Raw genomic sequence first — 22,122 nt, forward strand, 5'->3', positions numbered from 1 at the left:
CTCCGTGCGGCCGGTCGTGGCCGCCCCGGAGAGAGTCAGAAGGAGAAGGCCGTGGCCCACGGCTCGCAGACTGCGGCGTCACCCCAGGCACCGGACGTGGCGCAGATACTGCGGGCGATCAATGCGGCAGGGCGCCGTCGTTGGCCGGAGGGGGTGGAAGAAGGCGGCGCGTGGCTTGCCGGGGACCTGCCCTTCGGTGGGGTCCTGGTGGTGCCGGGGAGTAACGCGATGCTCTTCCTGAAGCCTGCGGACTGGGACAAGACCGCGCGGAAACGGGAAGAGGCCGGCGCCGAGCGCCTCGCGAGGGCGCAGCGGGCGAGGCTCACGCGCAGGACGAAGCTCACGGTGATGATGCGGCCGGATGCCATGGGCCCCAAAGCGTCATGAGTGGCCGTGAAGGGGTCTGAGTGGGCCATGCGTGGCGTGGACGTGCCCGCCCACCCGTCCATCCCCCCGCGGCGGAAAAAACCCGGCGACGCCCCCCGGGCCACCCTGTTAGCTTCCCAGGTCATGGACCCCATAGGTGACAAAGCAATACGTGCCTCCTTCGTGAACTGTTCGAAGGGTGAGGCGAGTCGGATGAATCTGCCCGTGGGGCTGGCGGAACTCCCTTGGGGGGACCTGGATTTCCTGGGGTGGCGTGATCCCGGGGCGCCGGACCGGAGTTATCTGGTCGCGCCGCGGGACGGCGGGATCATCGGGGTGACGCTGCGGCGGCCGCAGGGGGTGCGGCGGAGTTTCACCAAGACGACGGTGTGTTCGGTGTGTGTGACCGGGCACCCCGGGTCCGGGGTCAGCCTGCTCGCCGCGCGGCGGGCCGGGCCGCTGGGGCGGCAGGGGAACACCGTCGGGACGTATCTGTGTGCCGACCTCGCGTGCTCCCTCTACGTCCGGGGACGCAAGCGGTCCCAGCTCGCCGGGCGGCATGAGGAGACGCTGCCGCTGGAGGACCGGATCGCCCGTACGGTGCGGAACCTGGATGCCTTCCTGGACAAGGTTCTTGAGGGAGAGCGTTAGGGAAGCGGGGGAGGGAGGACGAGGGGGAGCGGGCGGCCGCTCCCCTTTTTCCATGGGGGCGGACTGTAGGCCGTCCGCCTCGGTCCCAACGCCCCGCCGGACGCCTTCCGTTGGGCGGCCGGAGGCTACCCGTGGGTTTCGGTTGCGGCGATCCGCTGTGCGGACAGATCCTCGGTGCACGTCGCAGGGGAGGCGGCGGAGAAACAGGGGGACGATGTGCTGCGAGTGCACTTCACCGCGCAGGATCTGGCGCGTACGCGAGTGGCCGAAGGGGCCGACCCGTTATGGGAGACGGTGCTGAGCCTGCATGCCCTACGGGAGAGCCGGACCGAACCGGTGCTGGCCGCCTGGCGGCAGCATGCCGTACGGCACGGGCCGGGACCGCTGCGGACGCTGTTCCCGCTGGTGCCGCGGCACGGCTACTTCCCGGACTTCCTCACGCCGTTCGCGGGGCTGGACGGGGTCGAGCCGGGACTGGAGGCCGTGATGAGCACCCCGCGGCAGCGGCTGCGGTCCGAGCTGGTGCTGCTGTCCGGGCACCGGGCGCTGCCGGGCTGGGCGCGCGGGATCGCGGACGGGGAGCCGGCCGCGCTGCGCCATCTCGCGCGCAGTCTGCGGACGTACCACCACCGGGCGGTGGCGCCGAGCTGGCCGCGGATCGCCGAACGGGTCGGTGCGGACCGGGCGTTGCGCAGGCATGCGCTGGCGCAGTCCGGGGCGGAGGCGATGCTGCGGACCTTCGGGCCGGTGATGCGGTGGCGGCCGCCGGTGCTGGAGGTCGGCTATCCGGTGGAGCGGGACCTGTTCCTGGAAGGGCGGGGGCTGGTCTTCGTCCCGTCGTATTTCTGCTGGGACGACCCCGTGGCGCTGGTGGACGAGGCGCTGCCGCCGGTGCTCGTGTATCCGGCGAAGGAGCGGGCGGGCGAGCATGCCGAAGGGCCCCGCCCCCGGGGATACGGAGGCGAGGCCCTTCGGGAGGTGCCGGCGCTGCTCGGCGGCCGGGTCGGGACCCGGATCGCCGCAGGGCTCAGAAGCGGCGGGTGATCAGCGCCCGCTTGACTTCCTGGATGGCCTTGGTGACCTCGATACCGCGCGGGCAGGCGTCCGTGCAGTTGAAGGTCGTCCGGCAGCGCCAGACGCCGTCCTTGTCGTTGAGGATTTCGAGCCGCTGCTCGCCGCCCTCGTCACGCGAGTCGAAGATGAAGCGGTGCGCGTTGACGATCGCCGCCGGGCCGAAGTACTGGCCGTCGTTCCAGAACACCGGGCAGGAGCTGGTGCAGGCGGCGCAGAGGATGCACTTCGTCGTGTCGTCGAAGCGCTCGCGGTCCTCGGCGGACTGCCGGCGCTCACGGGTCGGCTCGTTGCCGGTCGTGATCAGGAACGGCATCACATCGCGGTACGCCTGGAAGAAGGGCTCCATGTCGACGACAAGGTCCTTCAGCACCGTGAGGCCCTTGATGGCCTCGACGGTGATCGGCTTCTCCGGGTTGATGTCCTTGATCAGCGTCTTGCAGGCGAGCCGGTTGCGGCCGTTGATGCGCATGGCGTCGGAGCCGCAGATGCCGTGGGCGCAGGAACGACGGAAGGTCAGCGTCCCGTCGAGCTCCCACTTGATCTTGTGGAGGGCGTCCAGGACGCGCTCCTTGGGGTCGATCTGGAGCTGGAAGTCCTCCCAGCCGGCGTCCTCCGAGACCTCCGGGTTGAACCGGCGGATCCGGAAGGTGACCGTGATCAGATGCGAAGCGCCGTCCTCGGCCGCGTCCAGTGCCGCGGAGTGCTTGTCGAGAGTCGGGGTGCTCATCAGTACTTACGCTCCATCGGCTGGTAGCGGGTCTGCACGACCGGCTTGTAGTCGAGGCGGATCGACTCGACGCCGTCTGCGCCCACCTCGCGGTACGCCATGGTGTGCCGCATGAAGTTGACGTCGTCGCGGTTGGGGTAGTCCTCGCGGTAGTGACCGCCGCGGGACTCCTTGCGGGCCAGCGCGGACACCGCCATGACCTCGGCCAGGTCGAGGAGGTTGCCCAGCTCGATGGCCTCCAGCAGGTCGGTGTTGAACCGCTTGCCCTTGTCCTGGATGGACACGTTCAGGTAGCGCTCGCGCAGCTCGCCGATCTTCTCGACCGCGGACTTGATCGTCTGCTCGGTGCGGAACACCATCACATTGGCGTCCATGGTCTCCTGGAGCTCCTTGCGGATCTCGGTGACCCGCTCGCTGCCCGTGGAGTTGCGCAGCCGCTCGACCTGGTCGGCGACCTGCTTCGCCGGGTCCTCGGGGAGCTCGACGAACTCGGCCGTGGCCGAGTACTCCGCCGCCGCGATACCGGCCCGGCGCCCGAAGACGTTGATGTCCAGCAGCGAGTTGGTGCCCAGGCGGTTGGCGCCGTGCACGGAGACGCAGGCCACCTCGCCGGCGGCGTACAGGCCGGGCACGACGGTGGTGTTGTCCGCCAGCACCTCACCCTCGACGTTGGTCGGGATGCCGCCCATGGCGTAGTGCGCGGTCGGCTGGATCGGGATCGGGTCCGTGTAGGGCTCGATACCGAGGTAGGTCCGCGCGAACTCGGTGATGTCCGGGAGCTTGGCGTCCAGCTGCTCCGGCGGCAGGTGGGTCAGGTCCAGGTAGACGTGGTCGCCCTCCGGACCGCAGCCGCGGCCCTCACGGATCTCCGTGTAGATGGAGCGCGAGACGACGTCACGCGAGGCGAGGTCCTTCATGACGGGCGCGTACTTCTCCATGAAGCGCTCGCCGTCCTTGTTGCGAAGGATGCCGCCCTCGCCGCGCGCACCCTCGGTCAGGAGGATGCCCATGCGCCAGATGCCCGTCGGGTGGAACTGGAAGAACTCCATGTCCTCCAGCGGCAGCCCGCGGCGGTAGGCCGCGGCCTGGCCGTCACCGGTCAGGGTGTGCGCGTTGGAGGTCACCTTGAAGAACTTGCCGGTGCCGCCGGACGCGAAGATGATCGCCTTCGCCTGGAAGACGTGGATCTCGCCGGTGGCCAGCTCGTACGCGACGACGCCCGCGGACTTCTTGACGCCGTCGACGTCCTGGAGCAGCAGGTCGAGCACGTAGAACTCGTTGAAGAACTCCACGCCCTCCTTGACGCAGTTCTGGTACAGCGTCTGGAGGATCATGTGGCCGGTGCGGTCCGAGGCGTAGCAGGACCGGCGGACCGGGGCCTCACCGTGGTTACGGGAGTGACCGCCGAAGCGGCGCTGGTCGATCGTGCCGTCCGGCGTGCGGTTGAACGGCAGGCCCATCTTCTCCAGGTCGAGGACCGAGTCGATGGCCTCCTTCGCGAGGATCTCGGCGGCGTCCTGGTCGACCAGGTAGTCGCCACCCTTGATCGTGTCGAAGGTGTGCCACTCCCAGTTGTCTTCCTCGACGTTCGCGAGGGCCGCGGCCATGCCGCCCTGGGCGGCGCCGGTGTGGGAGCGGGTCGGGTAGAGCTTCGTCAGGACCGCGGTGCGGCTGCGCTTCGTCGACTCGATGGCCGCGCGCATGCCCGCGCCGCCGGCGCCGACGATGACGGTGTCGTACTTGTGGATCTTCATGGTTCCAGTCAGCCCCGGCTTCAGGAGATGTTCGGGTCGAAGGTGAAGATCACCAGCGTGCCCAGAAGGACGGTGAACACCGTCGCGGTGTACAGCAGCATCTTCAGCCAGAAGCGGGTGTTGTCCCGCTGTGCGTAGTCGTTGATGACCGTACGCAGGCCGTTGGCGCCGTGCAGCATGGCCAGCCACAGCATCAGCAGGTCCCAGACCTGCCAGAACGGCGAGGCCCAGCGGCCGGCCACGAACGCGAAGCCGATCTTGGAGACGCCGCCGTCGAGGACCAGCTGGATCAGCAGGTGGCCCAGGACCAGGACGACCAGCACGATGCCGGACAGCCGCATGAACAGCCATGCCTGCATCTCGAAGTTGCCACGGGAGGCGCGCCCGGTCTTCTTGGTGCGCTTGCGTGGCGGCTCGATGACCGGGGCCGGGTGGTCCACGTCGTAGAGCGAGACGCCGTCCGTCCCGCCCGCCGCCGTGGTCTCTGCGGAGGTGGTTTCAGACATCTCGCGTCAGCTCCCGAACAGCGTGCGCAGGGTGTGCTGCAACACGGGGTAGAAGGCACCGGCCATCAGGACGACCCAGATACCGACAACGGTCCACAGCAGCTGCTTCTGGTACTTCGGGCCCTTGGACCAGAAGTCCACCGCGACGACCCGCAGGCCGTTGAGCGCGTGGAAGAGGATGGCGGCCACCAGGCCGTACTCCATCACGTTGACGATCGGCGTCTTGTAGGTCGCTACGACGTCGTCATACGCCTCGGGGGAGACGCGGACGAGTGCGGTGTCGAGGACGTGAACGAACAGGAAGAAGAAGATGAGGACGCCGGTGACTCGATGAGCCACCCAGGACCACATGCCTTCCCGGCCGCGGTACAGCGTTCCAGCCGGCACGGAAAAACCCTCCGGGAGCGGGGATTGGGGCCAGCCGGCTTCTCTGTCGGTCGGGCCCGGCCGGGTACGGTCCACCGGCCCTGGCCATCGTAGCGACGTGTTGTCGGTTCCTTGCGCCGGGGTCCTTAGGTGTGATCAAACAGGCACCAACGGGCTATCACACGACTACGAACCGGAATGTTCCAGCTCACAAGCCGCGATCCGTCACGGGCCGGAGGCCGTGAGCCGGGCCAGCCGCCCGCGGGTCAGCCGGCGCAGTTCCTCCGCGGCGACCGCCCGCTCCTCGTCCGGCTCATTGCCCAGCCGGGTGCGGATCCCGGACAGCACCTGGTCGAGCAGCTCCTCGTCACGGTAGCCGTCCAGGCAGATGACGAAGACATGACGGAAGCGCCGCTCGTACTCGGCGTGCGCGGCGCGCAGCGCGGTGTGGGCGGCCAGCGTGCCGGGGCCACGGGCGCCGACGAGCGGCTGCGGCGAGAGCGACTCCTCGGCGAGCGCCTCGTCCAGCTCGGCCGCCGTCAGGTCGTAACTGGCCTCGTCGGCCGCGGCGAGCAGGGACTCCGGATCCGGATACGGGCGGTGCGCGGCGACCCGCTCGGCCCAGCGGCGGCTGCCGCAGCAGCTCAGGAGCGTGGCCAGGGCGTCCTCGGGGGACAGGGTGTTGAAGCGGACGAGCCCGATGCCCTCGGCGCGGGGGCGCGGCAGTGCGGCGCCGCCCACTCGTGAAGATATGCCGCGCCGCGGGGGCTGCGGCGGGCGCAGCGTCGTCGGCCGGGTGGCCGGGATGTCACCGGACAGCGTGGGCCTCCTCGGACGGATGCGAATAGGTCGGTTCGACAGGTGCGGGACGGGCGACTGACGGAAGCTGGGGGAGAAGCGGACCGAAGCCGGGATGTGTACCAAGCGGCGGCGGGTAGGGCGGTGGTGCGTGTGCGACGTCCCCCCGGCGGTATCCGGCGGATCCGGGAGAGCCCTGTGAAGGGGGTGACGAACGGAGACGCCACGCTAACGACGCTTGGCGACCACTGTCCGACGGATGCGCGAATTTCACCCGGATGGGAGAGCTTTCGCGCGCTCCATGGACGACCCGCTCCGCACACCTGGCAATGCCTTCGCCCCGAAAAGTGAGGATTGCACGATGTCGAACCCGATGCGGCCGCCGCGCGCCCCGCGGCCCTCGGCCTCCCTGCGCCCCGCGACGACGCCGACGAGGCACACGGGCCCGGCGGCCCGGTCCGCCCTGCCGGCCGCGGCGCTCGCCGGTGCCCTGCTGCTGGCCGGCTGCTCCAACACCGCGGACACCGAGCCGCCCGGGAGCACCAGCGCCAAGGTCAACCCCAGGTCCGCCACCCCGACCTGGGCGCCGGTGACCGGGACGCCGCAGGTCATCCCCGCCGTCCGCGACTTCCGCCGGGCCGACGGCCGGGGCTGGCGGCCCTCCAAGGGTGCCCGGGTGGTCGTCCCGGCCGGCGAGCAGAGCAATGTCGCCGACGAGGCCCAGCGGATGGCCCGGGACCTCGGACTGACCGTCGTCTACGGCGACCAGACCGTGCAGCCGGGTGACATCGAGGTGAAGATCACGGGCAAGAACGGTGCGCAGCAGGCCAACAATGTGCCCGTCCAGAGCGCCGCCGACGAGTCCTACACCCTCACCGCCGAGGGCACCCGGCTCACTCTCACGGCCCCCACCGACGCCGGAATTTTCTACGGCACCCGCACCGTCAAGCAGGCCGTGCACGCGGCCGGCGGCCTGCCCGAGGGCACCATCCAGGACCGGCCGGGCCGTCCGCAGCGCGGCATGTCACTGGACAACGCCCGCAAGCCCTTCACCCAGGACTGGATCGAGGCCCGGATCCGGGAGATCGCCGATCTCAAGCTCAACCAGTTCCAGCTGCACTTCTCCGACGACCAGGGCTTCCGCATCCAGAGCGACACCCACCCCGAGATCGTCTCCGCCGACCATCTCACCAAGGCCCAGATCCGCCAGATCGTCGCGCTCGCCCGCAGCCTGCACATCTCCGTCGTCCCGGAACTCGACTCGCCCGGCCACCTGGGCGCCGTGCTCAAGCACTATCCCGACCTGCTGCTGCGCCGCGCATCGGGCAGCGTGGTCCCCGGTGCGATCGATATCTCCAACCCCAAGTCGGCCCCGCTGATCGACTCGCTGCTGAAGGAAATGAGCGAGTTGTTCACCAACCCCGAGGGCGCGCCCGCCTACTGGCACCTGGGCGGCGATGAGTACCAGGCCCTGCTGTCGTCCACCCCGTCGACCACATATCCGCAGCTCACCCGGGCCGCACGGCAGAAGTACGGACCCAACGGCACCATCGCGGACCTGACGACCGGCTGGTTGAACGACCGGCAGAAGACCGTGGAGGCCAAGGGCAAGAACCGTATCGAGGCATGGAACGACGGATTCTTCTCCAGCCCGCGGGTGTCCCCCGACAAGAACCGGATGGTCGACTACTGGACCGGCAAGGAAGCCGGGCACCGTGACCCCGCGGACTTCCTGCGCGAGGGCCGCAACGTCATGAACTTCAACGACGAGTACCTCTACTACGTCCTCGGCGAGCCCAACCAGTTCGTCTACCCGACCGGTCAGCGCATCTACGAGAGCTGGACCCCGCTGGTGATCCGCGGTACCCGGCCGGTGTCGGTGCCCGCGAACCTGACCGGCCCGGACCGGATTCCCGGGGCGCGCTTCGCGATCTGGTGCGACCGGGCGCAGGCACAGACCGCCGCGCAGGTGGCGGCCGGCATCCGGCTGCCGCTGGCGGCACTGGCGCAGAAGACCTGGGACCCGCGGACACCCGCCCTGTCCTGGACGGGTTTCAAGGCGCTGGCCGACCGGCTGTGAGCGGCGGCCCGGTAAGAAACGGGTGAGAGAACGAGGACGGCCGGGGCCGCCACCCCCCACAGGAGAGGCCCCGGCCGTCGTTCGCGAAGGGCCGGTGACGGCCCCCTATCCGATACAGCGCCAGACGGCGCGAAAGCGTCACACGGGGTACGGGCAGGGGTACGGCCAGTGGTCTGGACGCGGGCCCGGATGGGCCCGTAACGTGCGGATCCGCGCTGGTAGGCGCACTGTTCGTGGCGCTTTCGGCGGCCCGGAGAGCCGTCCTCCCCGGGAGTGCCGGAGGGGTCCGTGCGGGCGCGTCGCCGGGGCACCGGCGAGGCCGTGCGCGGCCGTCCTCCCGGCCCCGCCGGAGCGGTCGGTGCGCCCTCCCGGGTGCGGAGCGCGCCGGCGCACGCGTTACGGTCAGCAGGAACAACCGGGTTACCGGGGGTTTCCGGCCGGCCGTGGCCGGCGGCAGGCGATAGCCGGCACAGCTCCGGCGCCCAGACGGAGCCGGGCCGGTGACGTGGCCGGGTGAGAGCGAGAAAGCAGCAAGGACCGGGCGGCGGACATTCCACGTGCGACAGGATGGACCCGTGCGAGGGGACGACATTCAGCCGGACGACCGTCGGCTGACGGTGGCCGTGCAGGCGGCGCAGGACGGCGACGAGGCGGCTTTCCGTACCGTCTATCGCGCCGTACATCCCCGACTTCTCGGATATGTACGGACGTTGGTGAGCGAACCGGACGTGGAGGACGTCACCTCCGAAGCCTGGCTCCAGATCACCCGTGACCTCGCCCGCTTCAGCGGCGACGCCGACCGCTTCCGCGGCTGGGCCGCCCGCATCGCCCGCAACCGCGCCCTCGACCACATCCGGATGCGCGGCCGCCGCCCGGCGATCGGCGGCGACGAGAGCGAACTGGCCGAGACCCCCGGCGCGTCCGACACCGCGGGCGAGGCTCTCGAAGCCCTGGGCACCGGCCGCACCATGCGGCTGATAGCCCGGCTGCCGCAGGACCAGGCCGAGGCCGTGGTGCTCCGGGTGGTGGTCGGGCTCGACGCCAAGAGCGCCGCGCAGGTGCTCGGCAAACGGGCCGGCGCGGTACGCACCGCCGCACACCGCGGACTGAAACGGCTCGCCGAGCTCCTCGGCGAGGAACCGGGCGGCGGCCGGGACACCCGGCAGGACAGCAGTCAGGACGGCGGCGAAGACGGCGCCGGCCAGCAGGAAGGCGCCCCCACCGGCCGGCCCGCGGCGGGCTCGCGCCGAGGTGGTGGAACGGTGAGTGGGGTGCCCGTACAGGGCAGAAGGCGCCGAGACGGCATGGCGGAATCGTACGTACCAGGTGTGACGGAAACGGCCGCACGAACGCAGAAGGACATGTGATGGCCGACGACCGGTACAACTGGCTCGACAAGGACACCGCGGAGCGATTGCTGCGCGGTGAACAGGTCAGTGCCCGGCACGGTGACGGCGCTCGCGAACTCGAACAGCTCCTCCAGGCCGCCGCCGCGGTCGGCGGCAAGACGCCCGGCGCCGCCGAACTCCCCGGCGAAGAGGCCGCGGTCGCCGCGTTCCGGCAGGCCGCCCGCCCTGGCGCCCAGCACAGCGCCGCCGCCGAACCGTTCCCGACGGGCCGCACCGCACGCGCCACGGGCTCCGTCGAACGCACCCGCCTCGGCCGGCCCTTCCGGCGCGGCTTCGCCGTGGCCCTCGCCGCCTGCGCCATCGGCGGCGTCGCCGTCGGCGCCGGCACCGGTGTGCTGCCCAGCCCCTTCCGCGGCGCCGAACCCGACCCCGCCTCCAGCGTCTCCGCCGCCGAGACCCCCGGGCCGTTCGACACCCGCGAACCCGGCGCCCAGACCGACGGCACCACGGGACACACCCCCGACCCCACCCCCGGCGGCAAGTCCGCCGGACCCTCCGACACCCCCGCACCCGGCAGCAGTTCCGGCGCCACCAGGAACCCCGGCCGCGGCACCTCCGGCGGCGGCACCGGCCGCGACGAGAGACCCGGCCACAAGGGCACCGGGCGGCCCGGCGGCGACCGGAAGAATGTGCTGCTCGCCGTCTGCCGGGCCTATGAGTCCGGCAAGCGGGACGGCATGGACCGCGACACGCTGCGCAGCCTCGAACGCAAGGCCGGCGGCCCCGACAAGGTGCACCTCTTCTGCCGCACCTACCTGGCGCGCTACCAGGACGGCGGCGGCTCGGGCGCCGACGACGGCTTCGGCGGCGGCACCGGCAGCACCGGCGGCACCGGCGGCTCGGGTGGCGACGAGGACGACGACGAACACCCCTCCCAGACGCCCGGCACCACCCCCGGCTCCGGCACGTCCACCCCGGCCCCGGCGCCCTCGGTGACCACCACGGACCCCGGTGACGCCGCACCGAGTGACACCGCCACCCCGTAGGTGTGACGTTTTTTGAACCGGTGACGCAGTACTGAATGAGCCGACTGGTCATCGGCCGCGCGAAGAGCCGGGGTTCCCCCCGTACCCACGGCTCAGCGCATCTGGCGCGGGCGGGGCACGTTCCCCCGGCCCTGCCCGCGCCGCTCCCCCTCTTTGCGCCTAAGCCGGCGCCACACCTTTTTGCGCCTAAGCCGGCGCCGCTTTCGCGGAGGTGGATCCGTGGGTGGGGGTGACTCAATTTTCGCTTCCGTCAAAGAAGCGCTTTCGCTGCTCATGGCAGGGTTTGGCTACTGGTGGATGACGACCTTGGTGCCCGGTTTTACCGTGTGGAACAAGGGGGCCAGTTTTTTCTTGTTGCGGACGTTGACGCAGCCGTGGGAGGCGCCGCGGTAGCCGTGGGCGGCGAAGTCGGCGGAGTAGTGGACTGCCTGGCCGCCGCTGAAGAACATCGCGTAGGGCATGGCCGTGTGGTAGAGCGTCGAGACGTGATGGCGGCTCTTGAAGGTGATGTGGAAGGTGCCCTCGCGGGTGGGGGTGTACTGCGAGCCGAAGCGGACGTCCATCGCCGAGACGACCCGGCCGTTGACCACCCAGGCGAGCGTGTTGCTCCGCTTGCTGATGCAGATCACCCTGCCCCGCATACAGCGCGGATCGAGGGCACCGACCGGCCGGGTGGTGGGCGGGCGGAGCTGTGCGGGCGACGGCCGGCGGGTCTGTGACCGCAGGGCGCGCCAGGCCGCGGGCTGCACCGTGCCTGTACGGGGCAGGCCCTGCCGCCGCTGGAAGGCGCGGACCGCGGTGGCGGTGACCGAGCCGTAATAGCCCGTCGGAGCGCGGCCGAACAGGCCCAGCTGGGCCAGCCGCGCCTGGAGTTCGCGGACCTGCGCACCGCGCGAGCCCGGCGCCATCAACGGCCCGGGGGCCGGCCGGGGGTGGGCGGTCCGGAGGTGCGGCTCGGTGGTGTGCCGGGCGGGGGCCGGCCGCGTGTGACGGCCGAGGGGTGGGGGAGCGGGAGTGGTGGGGGCGTAACGGACGCCCTTGCCGTCCGGTGAACCGGCCCCGGTGACCGTCACCGGGCGGCAGCCCACCGCGAACGCCGCCACCACCAGCACCGCGGCCACCGCCGGCGCCGTACGTCTTCCCCTGCTCCGCTGCATGCGCAACCCCCGGATCTCGGCGGCCCGACCGGCCACCGTGGACCCTTCCCAGTGCTGCGCGGCGGCGAACCTGCGGGCATGCTGTGAGCAAGGCGTAAACCCGGACGAACCGGTCACCCACTGGGAGGCGTACCCCCATGGCGCACGAGTCGGGCAGTGTGCGGCACAACGAGAGCGGTCTGCCCATCGAGCCCGTGTACGGGCCGGCGGCGCTGGACGGCTGGGACCCGGAGCGCCGGCTCGGTGCGCCCGGCGCCTACCCCTTCACCCGGGGGGTGTATCCGTCGATGTACACCGGGCGGCCCTGGACGATGCGGCAGTACGCCGGCTTCGGCACCGCGCGCGAATCCAACGCCCGCTACCGGCAGCTGATCGCCCACGGCACGACGGGGCTGTCGGTCGCCTTCGACCTGCCGACGCAGATGGGCCACGACTCCGACACCCCGATCGCCTCGGGCGAGGTCGGCAAGGTCGGGGTGGCCATCGACTCCGTCGAGGACATGCGGGTGCTGCTCGGCGGCATCCCGCTGGACCGGGTGTCGACGTCGATGACGATCAACGCCCCCGCCGCGCTGCTGCTGCTCCTCTACCAACTGGTGGGGGAGGAGGAAGGGGTGGCGGCCGGTCAGCTGAACGGGACCATCCAGAACGATGTGCTCAAGGAGTACATCGCACGGGGCACCTATATCTTCCCGCCGGAGCCGTCGCTGCGGCTGACCGCGGACATCTTCCGGTACTGCCGTGCCGAGATCCCCCGTTGGAACACCATCTCCATCTCCGGCTACCACATGGCCGAGGCGGGTGCCTCGCCCGCGCAGGAGATCGCCTTCACGCTTGCCAACGGCATCGCCTATGTGCGCACGGCCGTGGCCGCCGGAATGGACGTGGACGACTTCGCGCCCCGGCTGTCGTTCTTCTTCGTCTCGCGCACCACGCTGCTCGAAGAGGTCGCCAAGTTCCGTGCCGCGCGCCGGATCTGGGCCCGGGTGATGCGGGAGGAGTTCGGGGCGGCGAACCCCAGGTCGATGATGCTGCGCTTCCACACCCAGACCGCGGGGGTCCAGCTCACCGCCCAGCAGCCCGAGGTGAACCTCGCCCGGGTCACCGTCCAGGGGCTCGCCGCCGTGCTCGGCGGCACCCAGTCGCTGCACACCAACTCCTTCGACGAGGCCATCGCGCTGCCCACGGACAAATCGGCCCGGCTCGCGCTGCGCACCCAGCAGGTGCTCGCGTACGAGACCGATGTGACCGCCACCGTCGACCCGTTCGCCGGGTCCTACGCCGTCGAGTCGATGACCGACGACGTGGAGGAGGCCGCCGTGGCGCTCATGCGGCGGGTCGAGGAGATGGGCGGCGCGGTGGCCGCCATCGAGCGGGGCTTCCAGAAGGACGAGATCGAGCGCAACGCCTATCGCATCGCGCAGGAGACGGACGCCGGCGAGCGCGTCGTGGTCGGCGTCAACCGCTTCCAGCTGGACGAGGAGGAGCCCTACGAGCCGCTGCGGGTCGACCCCGCGATCGAGGCCCAGCAGGTCGAACGGCTCGCCACCCTGCGGGCCCGCCGCAACCAGCGCACGGTCTCCGCGGCCCTCGGCGACCTCCAGAAGGCCGCCGAGGGCACGGACAACGTCCTCCACCCCATGCGGGAGGCACTGCGCGCCCGGGCGACGGTGGGGGAGGTGTGCGAGGCACTGCGGGGGGTGTGGGGGACCTATGTGCCGACGGATGCCTTCTGAGCAGCGTGTGGGTGGTGCGGCCCTGCGCTACGACGTGGCCGAGGCATCGGGCAGCACGCCGGAGAGCCGCAACAGCTTGCCCTGCCGGTTGCTGACGTAGATCCAGCCGTTGTCGCGGTCCAGCCCGACGCCGCAGACCGCACCGAGACCGTCGGCCACCACGCGCTGACGGCCCTTGGCCGCGCCGTCGGCCACGACGACCTCATGCAGCGTGCCGCCGCTCGGGTCGGCGACGTATGCGTGGCCCGCACCATCCAGCGCCACGCGGACACTGTGCCCGAGATGGGTGGCCACGACCTGCGGGGGGCCGCCGTCCGCCGTCAGGTCGACCTCGTACAGCCCGCCGCGGTCGTACTGGCCGATGTACGCCTTGCCCCCGTTCAGCGCTACTCCGGCGGCCCTCGGCACGTCCCAGGTGCGCCGCTTCTCCGCCGGCCGGCTGTTCAGGTCGAACTCGATCAGCTTCCCGCTTTCGACGTCGGTGACATAGGCCCTCTTGCCCGGCAGGTCCAGCGCGACGCCGTACGCGTTCATGCCCTCGGCGACCGTGACCGGGGAGGTGGCGCGGTCGGACAGGTTCACCGTGCACAGGCGCCTGCCGATGTAGTCGGCGACATAAGCCTTGTTGCCCGGCAAGTCCAGCGCCACATCGTTGACTTGGCCCAGCTTCTCCACGACCCGGTCCGTGTCGCCGCCGGCGAGATCCACCGTGTACAGCGTCCCGCCGTTGTAGCGCTCGGTGACGTACGCCTTGTGGTGCACCAGGTCCAGCGCGAGGCCATCGGCCGTCCCCAACCCGGTGGCGAGCTCGACGGGAGCCACTTTCGGGCTCGTCCGCTCATCGCTGCCGTCCTTGTGAAGAGGGTGATCCTTCATATCGAAGTTGAGCTTTTCCAGCTCGAAGACCTCGTGCACCCCGGCGAGGGTGGAAACGACCTCGGCCTCCCCTTTTTGCAGGAACGGCTTGCCGTCATCGGTCAAGTCGAAGGTCTCCGTGGCCGTACCGGTCTCGCCGAGTTTCCAGGCAAGCACCTTGGAGTACTTCGGTTCCTTGGCTTGCGGGCCGTCCGGCCGGGTCTCCTTGACCTCCACCGGCTCGGGGTAATGCAAGGCGACCCACCCGCCGAAGGAGACCGGAAATTCGTAGTCGAACCTCCGCACCTGACGGCGCTGCGTGGCCAGGACATCTACCCGGCTGCCAACCGTCCCGCTCAGCGTGGACGATGTTTTGAACGAAGTGGTCAGCGAACCACTGACCGAGGCCGTGATCCCCAGCATCAGCTGTGCCGATAATTCCCCGGTTCCCGTGGCGGTACTCGTGGCCGTTGTCGTACTTGTCGCTTGTGACTGAGACTCCGCGTCGGCACCCTGATTGTCCTTGCTGTTCTTCAGGGTGATCTTCTCGGACTGGTTCATCGCCATGCTCTTCTGCAATTGCTGCTGAAGTGATGCGGTGGTTTTTGCCCCGAAAGTAAGCTGCATCTGTCCCTGGAGCGACCAGCTGATGGTGTTCGAAATCGAGAACTCGACGGTGTGTGACCAGGTGGTGGGGGTGGGGTCGGTTCGATTGATGAACGTTTGCTTGGAGATCACGTCAGGAGGGGGCTGCGCAATGTCGCCGCGCTCTTCGACAAGCGGTACACCCACCGTCATGTAGGCGCGCCACCCGCGCGGGTGTGCCGCATCCTCATTCTCGGGAAAGTCGCCGAATCGCCCCTTGTTCAACGAAAACCCGGTGGGGGAGACATACCGGTCCGTGCCGTCCGGTGATTTCTGCTCGGCCTTCCTCTTCAGTTTGTCCTTGTCCCGTTCCAGGATGGCAGCGGCCTTGTCGGCAATGTTGAGCTCCTTGAGGTTGCGCCCGGTCAGTGGGTGGCGCATAAACCGTTCGCCGAGATGAGCTGTACTCACGTTGTTCTTGGTGGCGCCGCCCATGCCTTTCGGCCTCCTTGCGTAGCAGATCTCAACGGTGCGTCAGTGAGGATGTGTGAGCTGTTTTCCGGCCCGGCGTCGGCGTGACCGAATGGGAAGTCGTCAGGCCGCCCTCACCACCTGACCGACCCATCGGCAGCCCTCTGGACATTTTTGACCGACGTGTAGTTGTCCTTCCTCGATTCCGCCAGCTTTTCGTCGCTGACCTTTGGCTGGTCTTCGTCCTTGATCTCCACCTCCACCTTCTTGAATGCCTCATCCTTGGCCGAGGACGCCATGCCGGATGTCGATTCGGGGTTTTCGCTGGCTTCCCGCTGCGTGGCGGCTGCTGTCCGGGTGTTCTTGAAGAGCGGGGTGAGGAAGTTGTTCATGATGCTGAGCGCCTCGGGCGACGTCTCGCGAATGATCTTCGGATCGCGCGCGGTTTCCGGAATGCCGTCGTAGAGCTCCGGGTCGACCCCTTCCCGCTCGGGCCAGGCGCCAGGAATTCTTTCCTCGACCTTTTGGGCGGACTCTTCGGCGGACTTGGCTTCACTTCCGCCGCTGTCGAAGATGTTCTTGAAAGTCATGAACTTCCCTCCGGATCTGGATGGTTGTCAGCCCTACCCCCCTGATGATCGGTCTATCCAGCCCGGCCTTGCGGTTTCTTTCCTGTCATCTCGCTGCGGGCCGGCTGTGGCGCTGTTATATGGACCGTCATGAGGGCTGGAATTGATCCCCGGTTGATTTCCGATGGAACGAGGCTCTGAAATGGCCCGCCTATGACCTGCAACGACCAGCTGGACGGGGCCGATTCAGGGCGGCGTCGAACTGAAGAATGGGTTGAGTCCTGGCCAATACGGTGGTCCCATAGCGCTCCCGAACCGGTCCGGGTGGTCGGCACGCGGTGCGGCAATCGTGCACCAGGAGGGCCGAGTTGCCCGGCGACGAGCGGGCGCCCCGGAGCGCGGTCGCTCAAACCCCAGGGGCCGGCAGCGTGTGAGGTCCGGGGTCGGCTGCGTCAGACTGGTGCAATGTCGTCACCCCGCCGCGCGTGCCCCATCTGCACCCGAGAGATCGCCGTCGTCGGCGGCCGCTTCGCCCGCCATGACCCGCCCGGCCGGCGGACGGTGCTGGAGCTGATCTCCTGCCCGGGGTCGCGGAGGATGGCGCCGATGATGGCGCCCGCGGAGAAGCTGTTCGACCCGGAGGAGCCGCCGTTCCCGGGGCAGCAGCCGCTGTTCTGAGCCGGGGCGCTGCCGGGCGTACTGCGGATGACGGTGGCGGTGTCGGTGCGCGGCCGGTATGCCGCGAGTGTGCCGCCGCCTGCCCTGCTCCTGACTACGGTGCCAGCACGTCCAGTTCGGCCATCGCGCCGGCGGTGATCTCGCGGGTCAGGGACTCCGCCCGTGCCGCGTCGCCGGTCCGTACGGCCTCCGCGACCTGCACATGGAGGGTGACCGCGGCCGGGTCGGGGTCGGTGAACATCACCTGGTGCTGGGTGCGGCCGGTCAGGACGGCGGCGACCACATCGCCGAGCCGGGCGAACATCTCATTGCCGGAAGCGGTCAGGACGACGCGGTGGAAGGCCATGTCGTGGACGAGGTAGGCGTCCAGCTGCTGGCCGCGTGAGGTGGCGACCATGCCCATCGCCTCTTCGGTGAGCCGGGCGCACTGTTCGGGGGTGGCGTGCTGGGCGGCCAGGCCCGCGGCGACCGGTTCGATCGCCGAGCGCAGCACGGTCAGCGAGCGCAGCTGCCGGGGGCGGTCCCGGCCGGCCAGCCGCCAGCCGATCACCCGCGGGTCGTAGACGTTCCACTCCTCGGTGGGGCGGACGGTCACCCCCACCCGGCGCCGGGAGGCGACCAGCTGCATGGATTCCAGTACCCGGATCGCCTCGCGGATGACCGTGCGTGAGACGTCGAAGCGCTGCTCCAGCTCGTCCGTGCGCAGGATCGTGCCCGGAGGGTAGTCCCCCGCGGTGATCGCGGGACCGAGGGACTCCAGCACGCGGGCGTGCAGTCCCTTCCCCTCGTTTTCCATGGGGCAAGCCTACGTTCCCAGGCTCGGCGAATTAAGTATGACGTTTGCATCACGGGCTCTTGAATACGTCGTACCTAATGGGTTTCAGTGGGGGCCGCACAAGGTCGAGGAAGACAGCGAGGTACCACGGGATGAGCACCCCCGACGTGATCGTCGTGATGGGCGTGGCCGGCACCGGCAAGACCACGATCGGCCCGCTGGTCGCCGACGCGCTGGGCGTCCCGTACGCCGAGGGTGACGACTTCCACCCGCCGGCCAACATCGCCAAGATGTCGGCCGGCCGCCCGCTGGACGATGCCGACCGGGGCCCCTGGCTGGACGCCATCGGAGCCTGGGCACGCGAGCGGGCCGGGCGCGGCGGGGTGGTCAGCAGCTCCGCGCTCAAGCGCGCCTACCGCGACCGGCTGCGGGCCGCCGCCCCCGGCCTCGTCTTTCTGCACCTCACCGGCGAGCGCGCGCTGATCGAGGAGCGGATGGCCGAGCGCACGGGCCACTTCATGCCGGCCGCGCTGCTGGACTCCCAGTTCGCCACGCTCGAACCGCTCGGGCCCGACGAGGCCGGCGTGCGCGTCGATGTGTCCGGCTCCCCGGAGGAGATCGCCGGGCGGGCGGTGGCCGCACTGCACACGAGGGACGCGGCGGACGACTAGGACGCCCCCTCACCCCAACTCCCCCCACAGGTAACGCAGCACCCCTTTCCCCCTCCGTCCAACCAAGGGAATCGCCGTGACACATCTCAGCGTCGAGATGCTCGCAGCGGACGCGGCCGAGCCGATCACCACGGCCGGTCACGCACAGCTGGGCATCGCCGTCCTGGCCGGCATCGCCGTCATCGTCCTGCTCATCACCAAGTTCAAGCTGCATGCCTTTCTGTCGCTGATCATCGGCTCGCTGGTGCTCGGCGCGGTGGCCGGCGCACCGCTCGACAAGACCGTCACCAGCTTCTCGGCGGGCCTGGGTACGACGGTCGCGGGCACCGGCGTACTGATCGCGCTCGGTGCGGTCCTCGGGCGGCTGCTCGCCGACTCCGGCGGTGCGGACCAGATCGTCGACACGATCCTGGCGAAGGCGAGCGGGAAGGCGATGCCTTGGGCGATGGTGCTGATCGCCGGGATCGTCGGGCTGCCGATCTTCTTCGAGGTCGGCATCGTGCTGCTGATCCCGGTCGTGCTGCTGGTCGCCAAGCGCGGCAACTTCTCCCTGATGCGGATCGGCATCCCGGCGCTGGCCGGACTGTCCGTCATGCACGGGCTGATACCCCCGCACCCCGGGCCGCTCGTGGCGATCGACGCGGTCGGCGCGAACCTCGGCGTGACGCTCGCGCTCGGCGTGGTCGTCGCCGTCCCGACCGCGATCATCGCCGGCCCGGTCTTCTCCCGTTACGCGGCCCGCTGGGTCGACATCCAGCCGCCGCAGAACCTGGTGCCCGAGCGCGCCTCCGACGACCTGGAGAAGCGGCCCGGCTTCGGGATCACCGTGGCGACCGTGCTGCTGCCGGTGGTGATGATGCTGGTCAAGGCGCTGGTGGACATCGTCGTCGACAACCCCGGGCACCAGGTCCAGAAGGTCTTCGACGTGATCGGCTCGCCGCTGATCGCCCTGCTCACCGCCGTCATCGTCGCGATGTTCACGCTCGGCCGGGCGGCCGGATTCACCCGGGGCCGGATCGCCGCCACCGTCGAGAAGTCGCTCGCCCCGATCGCCGGGGTGCTGCTGATCGTCGGTGCGGGCGGCGGTTTCAAGCAGACGCTGGTGGATGCCGGCGTCGGCCAGATGATCATGGATATCTCCAAGGGCTGGCACCTCTCCACGCTGCTGCTGGCCTGGCTGATCGCGGTCACCATCCGGCTCGCGACCGGCTCCGCCACCGTCGCCACCATCTCCGCCGCCGGACTGGTCGCCCCGCTCGCCGCGGAGCTGAGCACCCCGCACGCCGCGCTGCTGGTGCTGGCCATCGGCTCCGGATCGCTGTTCTTCAGCCATGTCAACGACGCCGGATTCTGGCTGGTCAAGGAGTACTTCGGGATGGACGTCGGCCAGACGCTGAAGACCTGGTCGGTGATGGAGACGCTGATCTCGGTGGTCGGGATCGTGTGTGTCCTGCTGCTGTCGCTGGTTCTTTAGGGCGGAACCCTTCAGGGACCCGGTCCGTCGGACCACTGTTCTTTCCGGGCGGACCGCCGCCCCGGGCGCCCCGCCCCCCCTCGGGCGCCTGTCCCCGGCACGAGGCCGTACGAGCGGAGATCCGCTGGTACGGCCTCGTGCGTATGCGGTCAGCCGGCCGGCTGCGGTACGGCGGTGCCGAGGAACTGCGTCAGGGCGTCGGCCACCCGGGCCGTGGCGTCCTCGGCCGGTGCGGCGAGGGCGAGATAGCCGTCGGGGCGGATGAGGAGGACGGCCGGAGCGCTGCCGTAGGCGTCGCGGACATGGCCGTCGGTGTCGAGCAGATCGGGGTCCGGGCCGCCGACACGGACCACGCGCAGCAGCGCCGGATCGGCCGGCAGCGCACCGGCGTCGAGGTCGGTCGCGCCGAGGGTGAGCAGGGTGAAGTGTGGGCCCCGGAAGGCGTCGAAGAGCCGGGTGGGGGTGCCGTCGGCGGTGGTGCACGGGGCGTCGGGGGCGCGGTCGCCCGCGCGGGGCACGCCCTCGGGGACGTCCGTGCGCAGCTCCCGGGTCAGCGGGCCGTCGGGGTAGCCGATGCCGAGCTGGTGCAGATCGCGGCCGCGGCGCAGCGAGCCGGAGCGGTGCAGCCGGGTGCTGGTGTCGAGGATGCCCTCGGCGATCGGCCGGCGTTCGGTCTCGTAGCTGTCGAGCAGGCTCTCGGGGGCGCCGTACCGCAGCACCTGGCCGAGCTTCCAGCCGAGGTTGTAGGCGTCCTGGACGCTGGTGTTCAGGCCCTGGCCGCCCGCCGGGGAGTGGATGTGCGCGGCATCGCCGGCCAGGAAGACCCGGTCGGCGCGGAAGGCGTCGGCCAGTCCCGCCTTGGGGCGGAAGAGGGAGGACCACAGCACCTCGCGGATCTGCCCGGCGTCGAGGTGGGTGTGCGCCGCGAGTTCGGCACGGACCGCCTCGGGGGAGGTGTCCGTGGAGTTGGTGATGATCATGGTCTGGAAGTAGTCGGTGCCGGCGAGCGGGAGGAGGGAGATGAACCCGTGGTCCGGCAGGACCCAGCGGTGCCAGTGGTCCCGGTCCAGGCCGTCCACCCGGACATCGGCGAGCACCGCGGCACCCTCCGGCAGTGACGGGCCGCTCATCCCGATGCCCAGCGCCCGGCGTACCGTGCTGCGCCCGCCGTCGGCGGCGACCAGATAGGCGGCGCGCACGCTGCGCGCCACCCCGTCGGCGCCGCGCAGTTGGACCGTCACCCCGTCGGAGTCCTGGGCGAATGCGGTGAGTTCGGTGCCGAAGAGCACCGTGCCGCCGAGCTCCCGCAGCCGGGCGTGCAGCACCTCCTGGTTGCGGAACTGCGGCACCATCAGCGCGTTCGAGTACGGCATGGCGGGTGTCGGGTCGACCCGCTCGATCATCTCGGCCGTCCTGGCGATCCGGCCGTTCTCCCAGAAGCCCAGCTCCGGGTAGAGCCCGCCGACCGCGCGGACCGCGTCCAGCACCCCGAGGTCGTCGAAGACCTCCTGGGTGCGCGGCTGCACACCGGTGCCGCGGGCGCCGGGCGAGAGGTGGTCCTGCCGCTCGACGAGCAGGGCGCGCAGTCCGCGCCGGGCGAGGTCGACGGCGAGGGCGAGTCCGGTCGGGCCGGCCCCGGCGATCAGTACGTCGACGGTCGTGGGGAGGTCGCCCGTAACACCGGCCGGCTCCTTAACGTTGTTAAGTTCCATGCCTCCGAGGATGGCTTTAACGGTGTTAAGTTGTCAACATGGTTTCGCGCATCGACCGGCGACAGGTTGTCGACACCGCTCTGCGGCTGCTGAACGAGGTGGGCCTCGACGGGCTCACCCTGCGGCGCATCGCCAAGGAGCTGAACGTCCAGGCCCCCGCGCTCTACTGGCACTTCAAGAACAAGCAGGAGCTGCTGGACGAGATGGCCACCGAGATGTTCCGGCGGATGGCCGAGTCGCTGATGGGGGAGGGCAAGGCGACCGACGCCGGCCTGACCTGGCAGGAGATCCTCCGCGACGCCTGCCGGGGCCTGCGCCGCGAACTCCTCGGCTACCGCGACGGCGGCAAGGTCTTCAGCGGCACCCGGATGACCGACGCGAGCTACTCCGGGCCGCTGGAAAGTCTCCTCACCCTGCTCACCGGCGCCGGCTTCACGCTGAGACAGGCGGTGCAGGCATGGTGGACGGTCTACGGCTTCACCATGGGCCTGGTGATCGAGGAACAGTCGGTCCACCCGGACCCCGGTGCGCCGCAGCACCGCGATCCGGCCTATGACCTGGAACTGCGCGCGCAGCAGCTCGGCGCGGGCTTTCCGCTGGCGGCGGCCGCCGGCGAGGAGATGTTCGGCGACATCGAGCGCAACTTCGAGGCCGGACTGCGCATCGTCATCGCCGGGATCGAGGCGACGGCCGCCCCGGAACAGCGGAGTTGAACCGGGGGG

21 protein-coding genes are annotated in these 22,122 nt (G+C 70.1%); 11 read left to right on the plus strand and 10 right to left on the minus strand.

Features of this window, described 5'->3' with window-relative positions; translation table 11 throughout:
• Positions 1-96: 96 nt before the first annotated feature.
• The 3 genes from ACFWJW_RS00880 to ACFWJW_RS00890 all read left to right on the plus strand — a co-directional run bounded on the left by ACFWJW_RS00880 (position 97) and on the right by ACFWJW_RS00890 (position 2,061).
• Complete coding sequence (locus ACFWJW_RS00880) at positions 97-387, plus strand: hypothetical protein (RefSeq protein WP_387232920.1); 291 nt, start codon at positions 97-99, stop codon at positions 385-387.
• A 123-nt stretch (positions 388-510) separates the two neighbouring features.
• On the plus strand, positions 511-1,017 hold the full coding sequence (locus ACFWJW_RS00885) for an FBP domain-containing protein (RefSeq protein ID WP_387232922.1): 507 nt from the start codon (positions 511-513) through the stop codon (positions 1,015-1,017).
• Positions 1,018-1,191: 174 nt separating this feature from the next.
• Complete coding sequence (locus tag ACFWJW_RS00890; RefSeq protein ID WP_387232925.1) at positions 1,192-2,061, plus strand: hypothetical protein; 870 nt, start codon at positions 1,192-1,194, stop codon at positions 2,059-2,061.
• Here the strand turns inward: ACFWJW_RS00890 and ACFWJW_RS00895 are convergent.
• From ACFWJW_RS00895 to ACFWJW_RS00915, 5 genes are all read right to left on the minus strand, one after another.
• The gene (locus tag ACFWJW_RS00895) at positions 2,045-2,818 is read right to left on the minus strand and encodes a succinate dehydrogenase iron-sulfur subunit (RefSeq protein ID WP_387232928.1); all 774 of its coding nucleotides are present in this window, start codon (positions 2,816-2,818) and stop codon (positions 2,045-2,047) included. The genes ACFWJW_RS00890 and ACFWJW_RS00895 overlap by 17 nt on opposite strands.
• Positions 2,818-4,572 carry a succinate dehydrogenase flavoprotein subunit gene (sdhA, locus tag ACFWJW_RS00900; RefSeq protein ID WP_387232931.1) on the minus strand — a complete coding sequence of 585 codons (1,755 nt, stop codon included), beginning with the start codon at positions 4,570-4,572 and terminating at the stop codon, positions 2,818-2,820. Before sdhA ends, ACFWJW_RS00895 begins: the two co-directional genes overlap by 1 nt.
• Before the next feature lie 20 nt (positions 4,573-4,592).
• The gene (locus ACFWJW_RS00905) at positions 4,593-5,078 is read right to left on the minus strand and encodes a succinate dehydrogenase hydrophobic membrane anchor subunit (RefSeq protein ID WP_387232934.1); all 486 of its coding nucleotides are present in this window, start codon (positions 5,076-5,078) and stop codon (positions 4,593-4,595) included.
• Positions 5,079-5,084: 6 nt separating this feature from the next.
• A complete protein-coding gene (sdhC, locus tag ACFWJW_RS00910; protein WP_078885501.1) occupies positions 5,085-5,465 on the minus strand; it encodes a succinate dehydrogenase, cytochrome b556 subunit in 381 nt (126 codons plus the stop codon).
• Positions 5,466-5,669: 204 nt separating this feature from the next.
• The gene (locus ACFWJW_RS00915; protein ID WP_387232937.1) at positions 5,670-6,185 is read right to left on the minus strand and encodes a 2-oxo-4-hydroxy-4-carboxy-5-ureidoimidazoline decarboxylase; all 516 of its coding nucleotides are present in this window, start codon (positions 6,183-6,185) and stop codon (positions 5,670-5,672) included.
• A 418-nt stretch (positions 6,186-6,603) separates the two neighbouring features.
• Here ACFWJW_RS00915 and ACFWJW_RS00920 point away from each other — a divergent pair, with 418 nt between their 5' ends.
• The 3 genes from ACFWJW_RS00920 (at position 6,604) to ACFWJW_RS00930 (ending at position 10,717) form a co-directional block, all read left to right on the plus strand.
• Positions 6,604-8,322, plus strand: coding sequence for a glycoside hydrolase family 20 protein (locus tag ACFWJW_RS00920; protein ID WP_387232939.1), 1,719 nt, complete (start codon positions 6,604-6,606; stop codon positions 8,320-8,322).
• A 590-nt stretch (positions 8,323-8,912) separates the two neighbouring features.
• Positions 8,913-9,689: an RNA polymerase sigma factor gene (locus ACFWJW_RS00925; RefSeq protein ID WP_387233429.1), complete on the plus strand. Its 777-nt coding sequence runs from the start codon at positions 8,913-8,915 to the stop codon at positions 9,687-9,689.
• On the plus strand, positions 9,689-10,717 hold the full coding sequence (locus ACFWJW_RS00930; RefSeq protein WP_387232941.1) for a hypothetical protein: 1,029 nt from the start codon (positions 9,689-9,691) through the stop codon (positions 10,715-10,717). The genes ACFWJW_RS00925 and ACFWJW_RS00930 overlap by 1 nt, the downstream gene beginning before the upstream one ends.
• A gap of 287 nt (positions 10,718-11,004) precedes the next feature.
• Here ACFWJW_RS00930 and ACFWJW_RS00935 read toward each other — a convergent pair whose 3' ends face one another.
• The gene (locus ACFWJW_RS00935) at positions 11,005-11,874 is read right to left on the minus strand and encodes a peptidoglycan-binding protein (protein ID WP_387232944.1); all 870 of its coding nucleotides are present in this window, start codon (positions 11,872-11,874) and stop codon (positions 11,005-11,007) included.
• Between the two features lie 137 nt (positions 11,875-12,011).
• On the opposite strand from ACFWJW_RS00935, the gene ACFWJW_RS00940 reads away from it, so the two are divergent.
• Complete coding sequence (locus ACFWJW_RS00940; protein ID WP_387232947.1) at positions 12,012-13,610, plus strand: methylmalonyl-CoA mutase; 1,599 nt, start codon at positions 12,012-12,014, stop codon at positions 13,608-13,610.
• Positions 13,611-13,637: 27 nt separating this feature from the next.
• Here the strand turns inward: ACFWJW_RS00940 and ACFWJW_RS00945 are convergent, their stop codons facing one another.
• Together ACFWJW_RS00945 and ACFWJW_RS00950 are read right to left on the minus strand one after the other, a co-directional pair.
• Positions 13,638-15,545 carry a YncE family protein gene (locus ACFWJW_RS00945; RefSeq protein WP_387232950.1) on the minus strand — a complete coding sequence of 636 codons (1,908 nt, stop codon included), beginning with the start codon at positions 15,543-15,545 and terminating at the stop codon, positions 13,638-13,640.
• Positions 15,546-15,655: 110 nt separating this feature from the next.
• Positions 15,656-16,111, minus strand: a complete 456-nt coding sequence (locus tag ACFWJW_RS00950; protein WP_387232953.1) for a hypothetical protein — start codon at positions 16,109-16,111, stop codon at positions 15,656-15,658.
• A 444-nt stretch (positions 16,112-16,555) separates the two neighbouring features.
• Between ACFWJW_RS00950 and ACFWJW_RS00955 the strand changes: the two genes are divergently transcribed.
• Entirely contained in the window at positions 16,556-16,768 is a 213-nt protein-coding gene (locus tag ACFWJW_RS00955; protein WP_387232956.1) for a hypothetical protein, read from the plus strand.
• 94 nt (positions 16,769-16,862) lie between these two features.
• Here the strand turns inward: ACFWJW_RS00955 and ACFWJW_RS00960 are convergent, their stop codons facing one another.
• Positions 16,863-17,564, minus strand: coding sequence for a FadR/GntR family transcriptional regulator (locus ACFWJW_RS00960; RefSeq protein ID WP_387232959.1), 702 nt, complete (start codon positions 17,562-17,564; stop codon positions 16,863-16,865).
• A gap of 131 nt (positions 17,565-17,695) precedes the next feature.
• On the opposite strand from ACFWJW_RS00960, the gene ACFWJW_RS00965 reads away from it, so the two are divergent.
• Complete coding sequence (locus tag ACFWJW_RS00965; RefSeq protein WP_387232962.1) at positions 17,696-18,214, plus strand: gluconokinase; 519 nt, start codon at positions 17,696-17,698, stop codon at positions 18,212-18,214.
• Between the two features lie 76 nt (positions 18,215-18,290).
• Positions 18,291-19,688: a gluconate:H+ symporter gene (locus ACFWJW_RS00970; protein ID WP_387232965.1), complete on the plus strand. Its 1,398-nt coding sequence runs from the start codon at positions 18,291-18,293 to the stop codon at positions 19,686-19,688.
• A 149-nt stretch (positions 19,689-19,837) separates the two neighbouring features.
• Here the strand turns inward: ACFWJW_RS00970 and ACFWJW_RS00975 are convergent, their stop codons facing one another.
• Positions 19,838-21,400 carry an FAD-dependent monooxygenase gene (locus ACFWJW_RS00975; RefSeq protein ID WP_387232968.1) on the minus strand — a complete coding sequence of 521 codons (1,563 nt, stop codon included), beginning with the start codon at positions 21,398-21,400 and terminating at the stop codon, positions 19,838-19,840.
• A gap of 38 nt (positions 21,401-21,438) precedes the next feature.
• On the opposite strand from ACFWJW_RS00975, the gene ACFWJW_RS00980 reads away from it, so the two are divergent.
• The gene (locus ACFWJW_RS00980) at positions 21,439-22,113 is read left to right on the plus strand and encodes a TetR/AcrR family transcriptional regulator C-terminal domain-containing protein (protein WP_387232971.1); all 675 of its coding nucleotides are present in this window, start codon (positions 21,439-21,441) and stop codon (positions 22,111-22,113) included.
• Positions 22,114-22,122: the final 9 nt, after the last annotated feature.

The organism is Streptomyces sp. NPDC127097 (genome assembly GCF_042724075.1).
Lineage (GTDB): Bacteria > Actinomycetota > Actinomycetes > Streptomycetales > Streptomycetaceae > Streptomyces.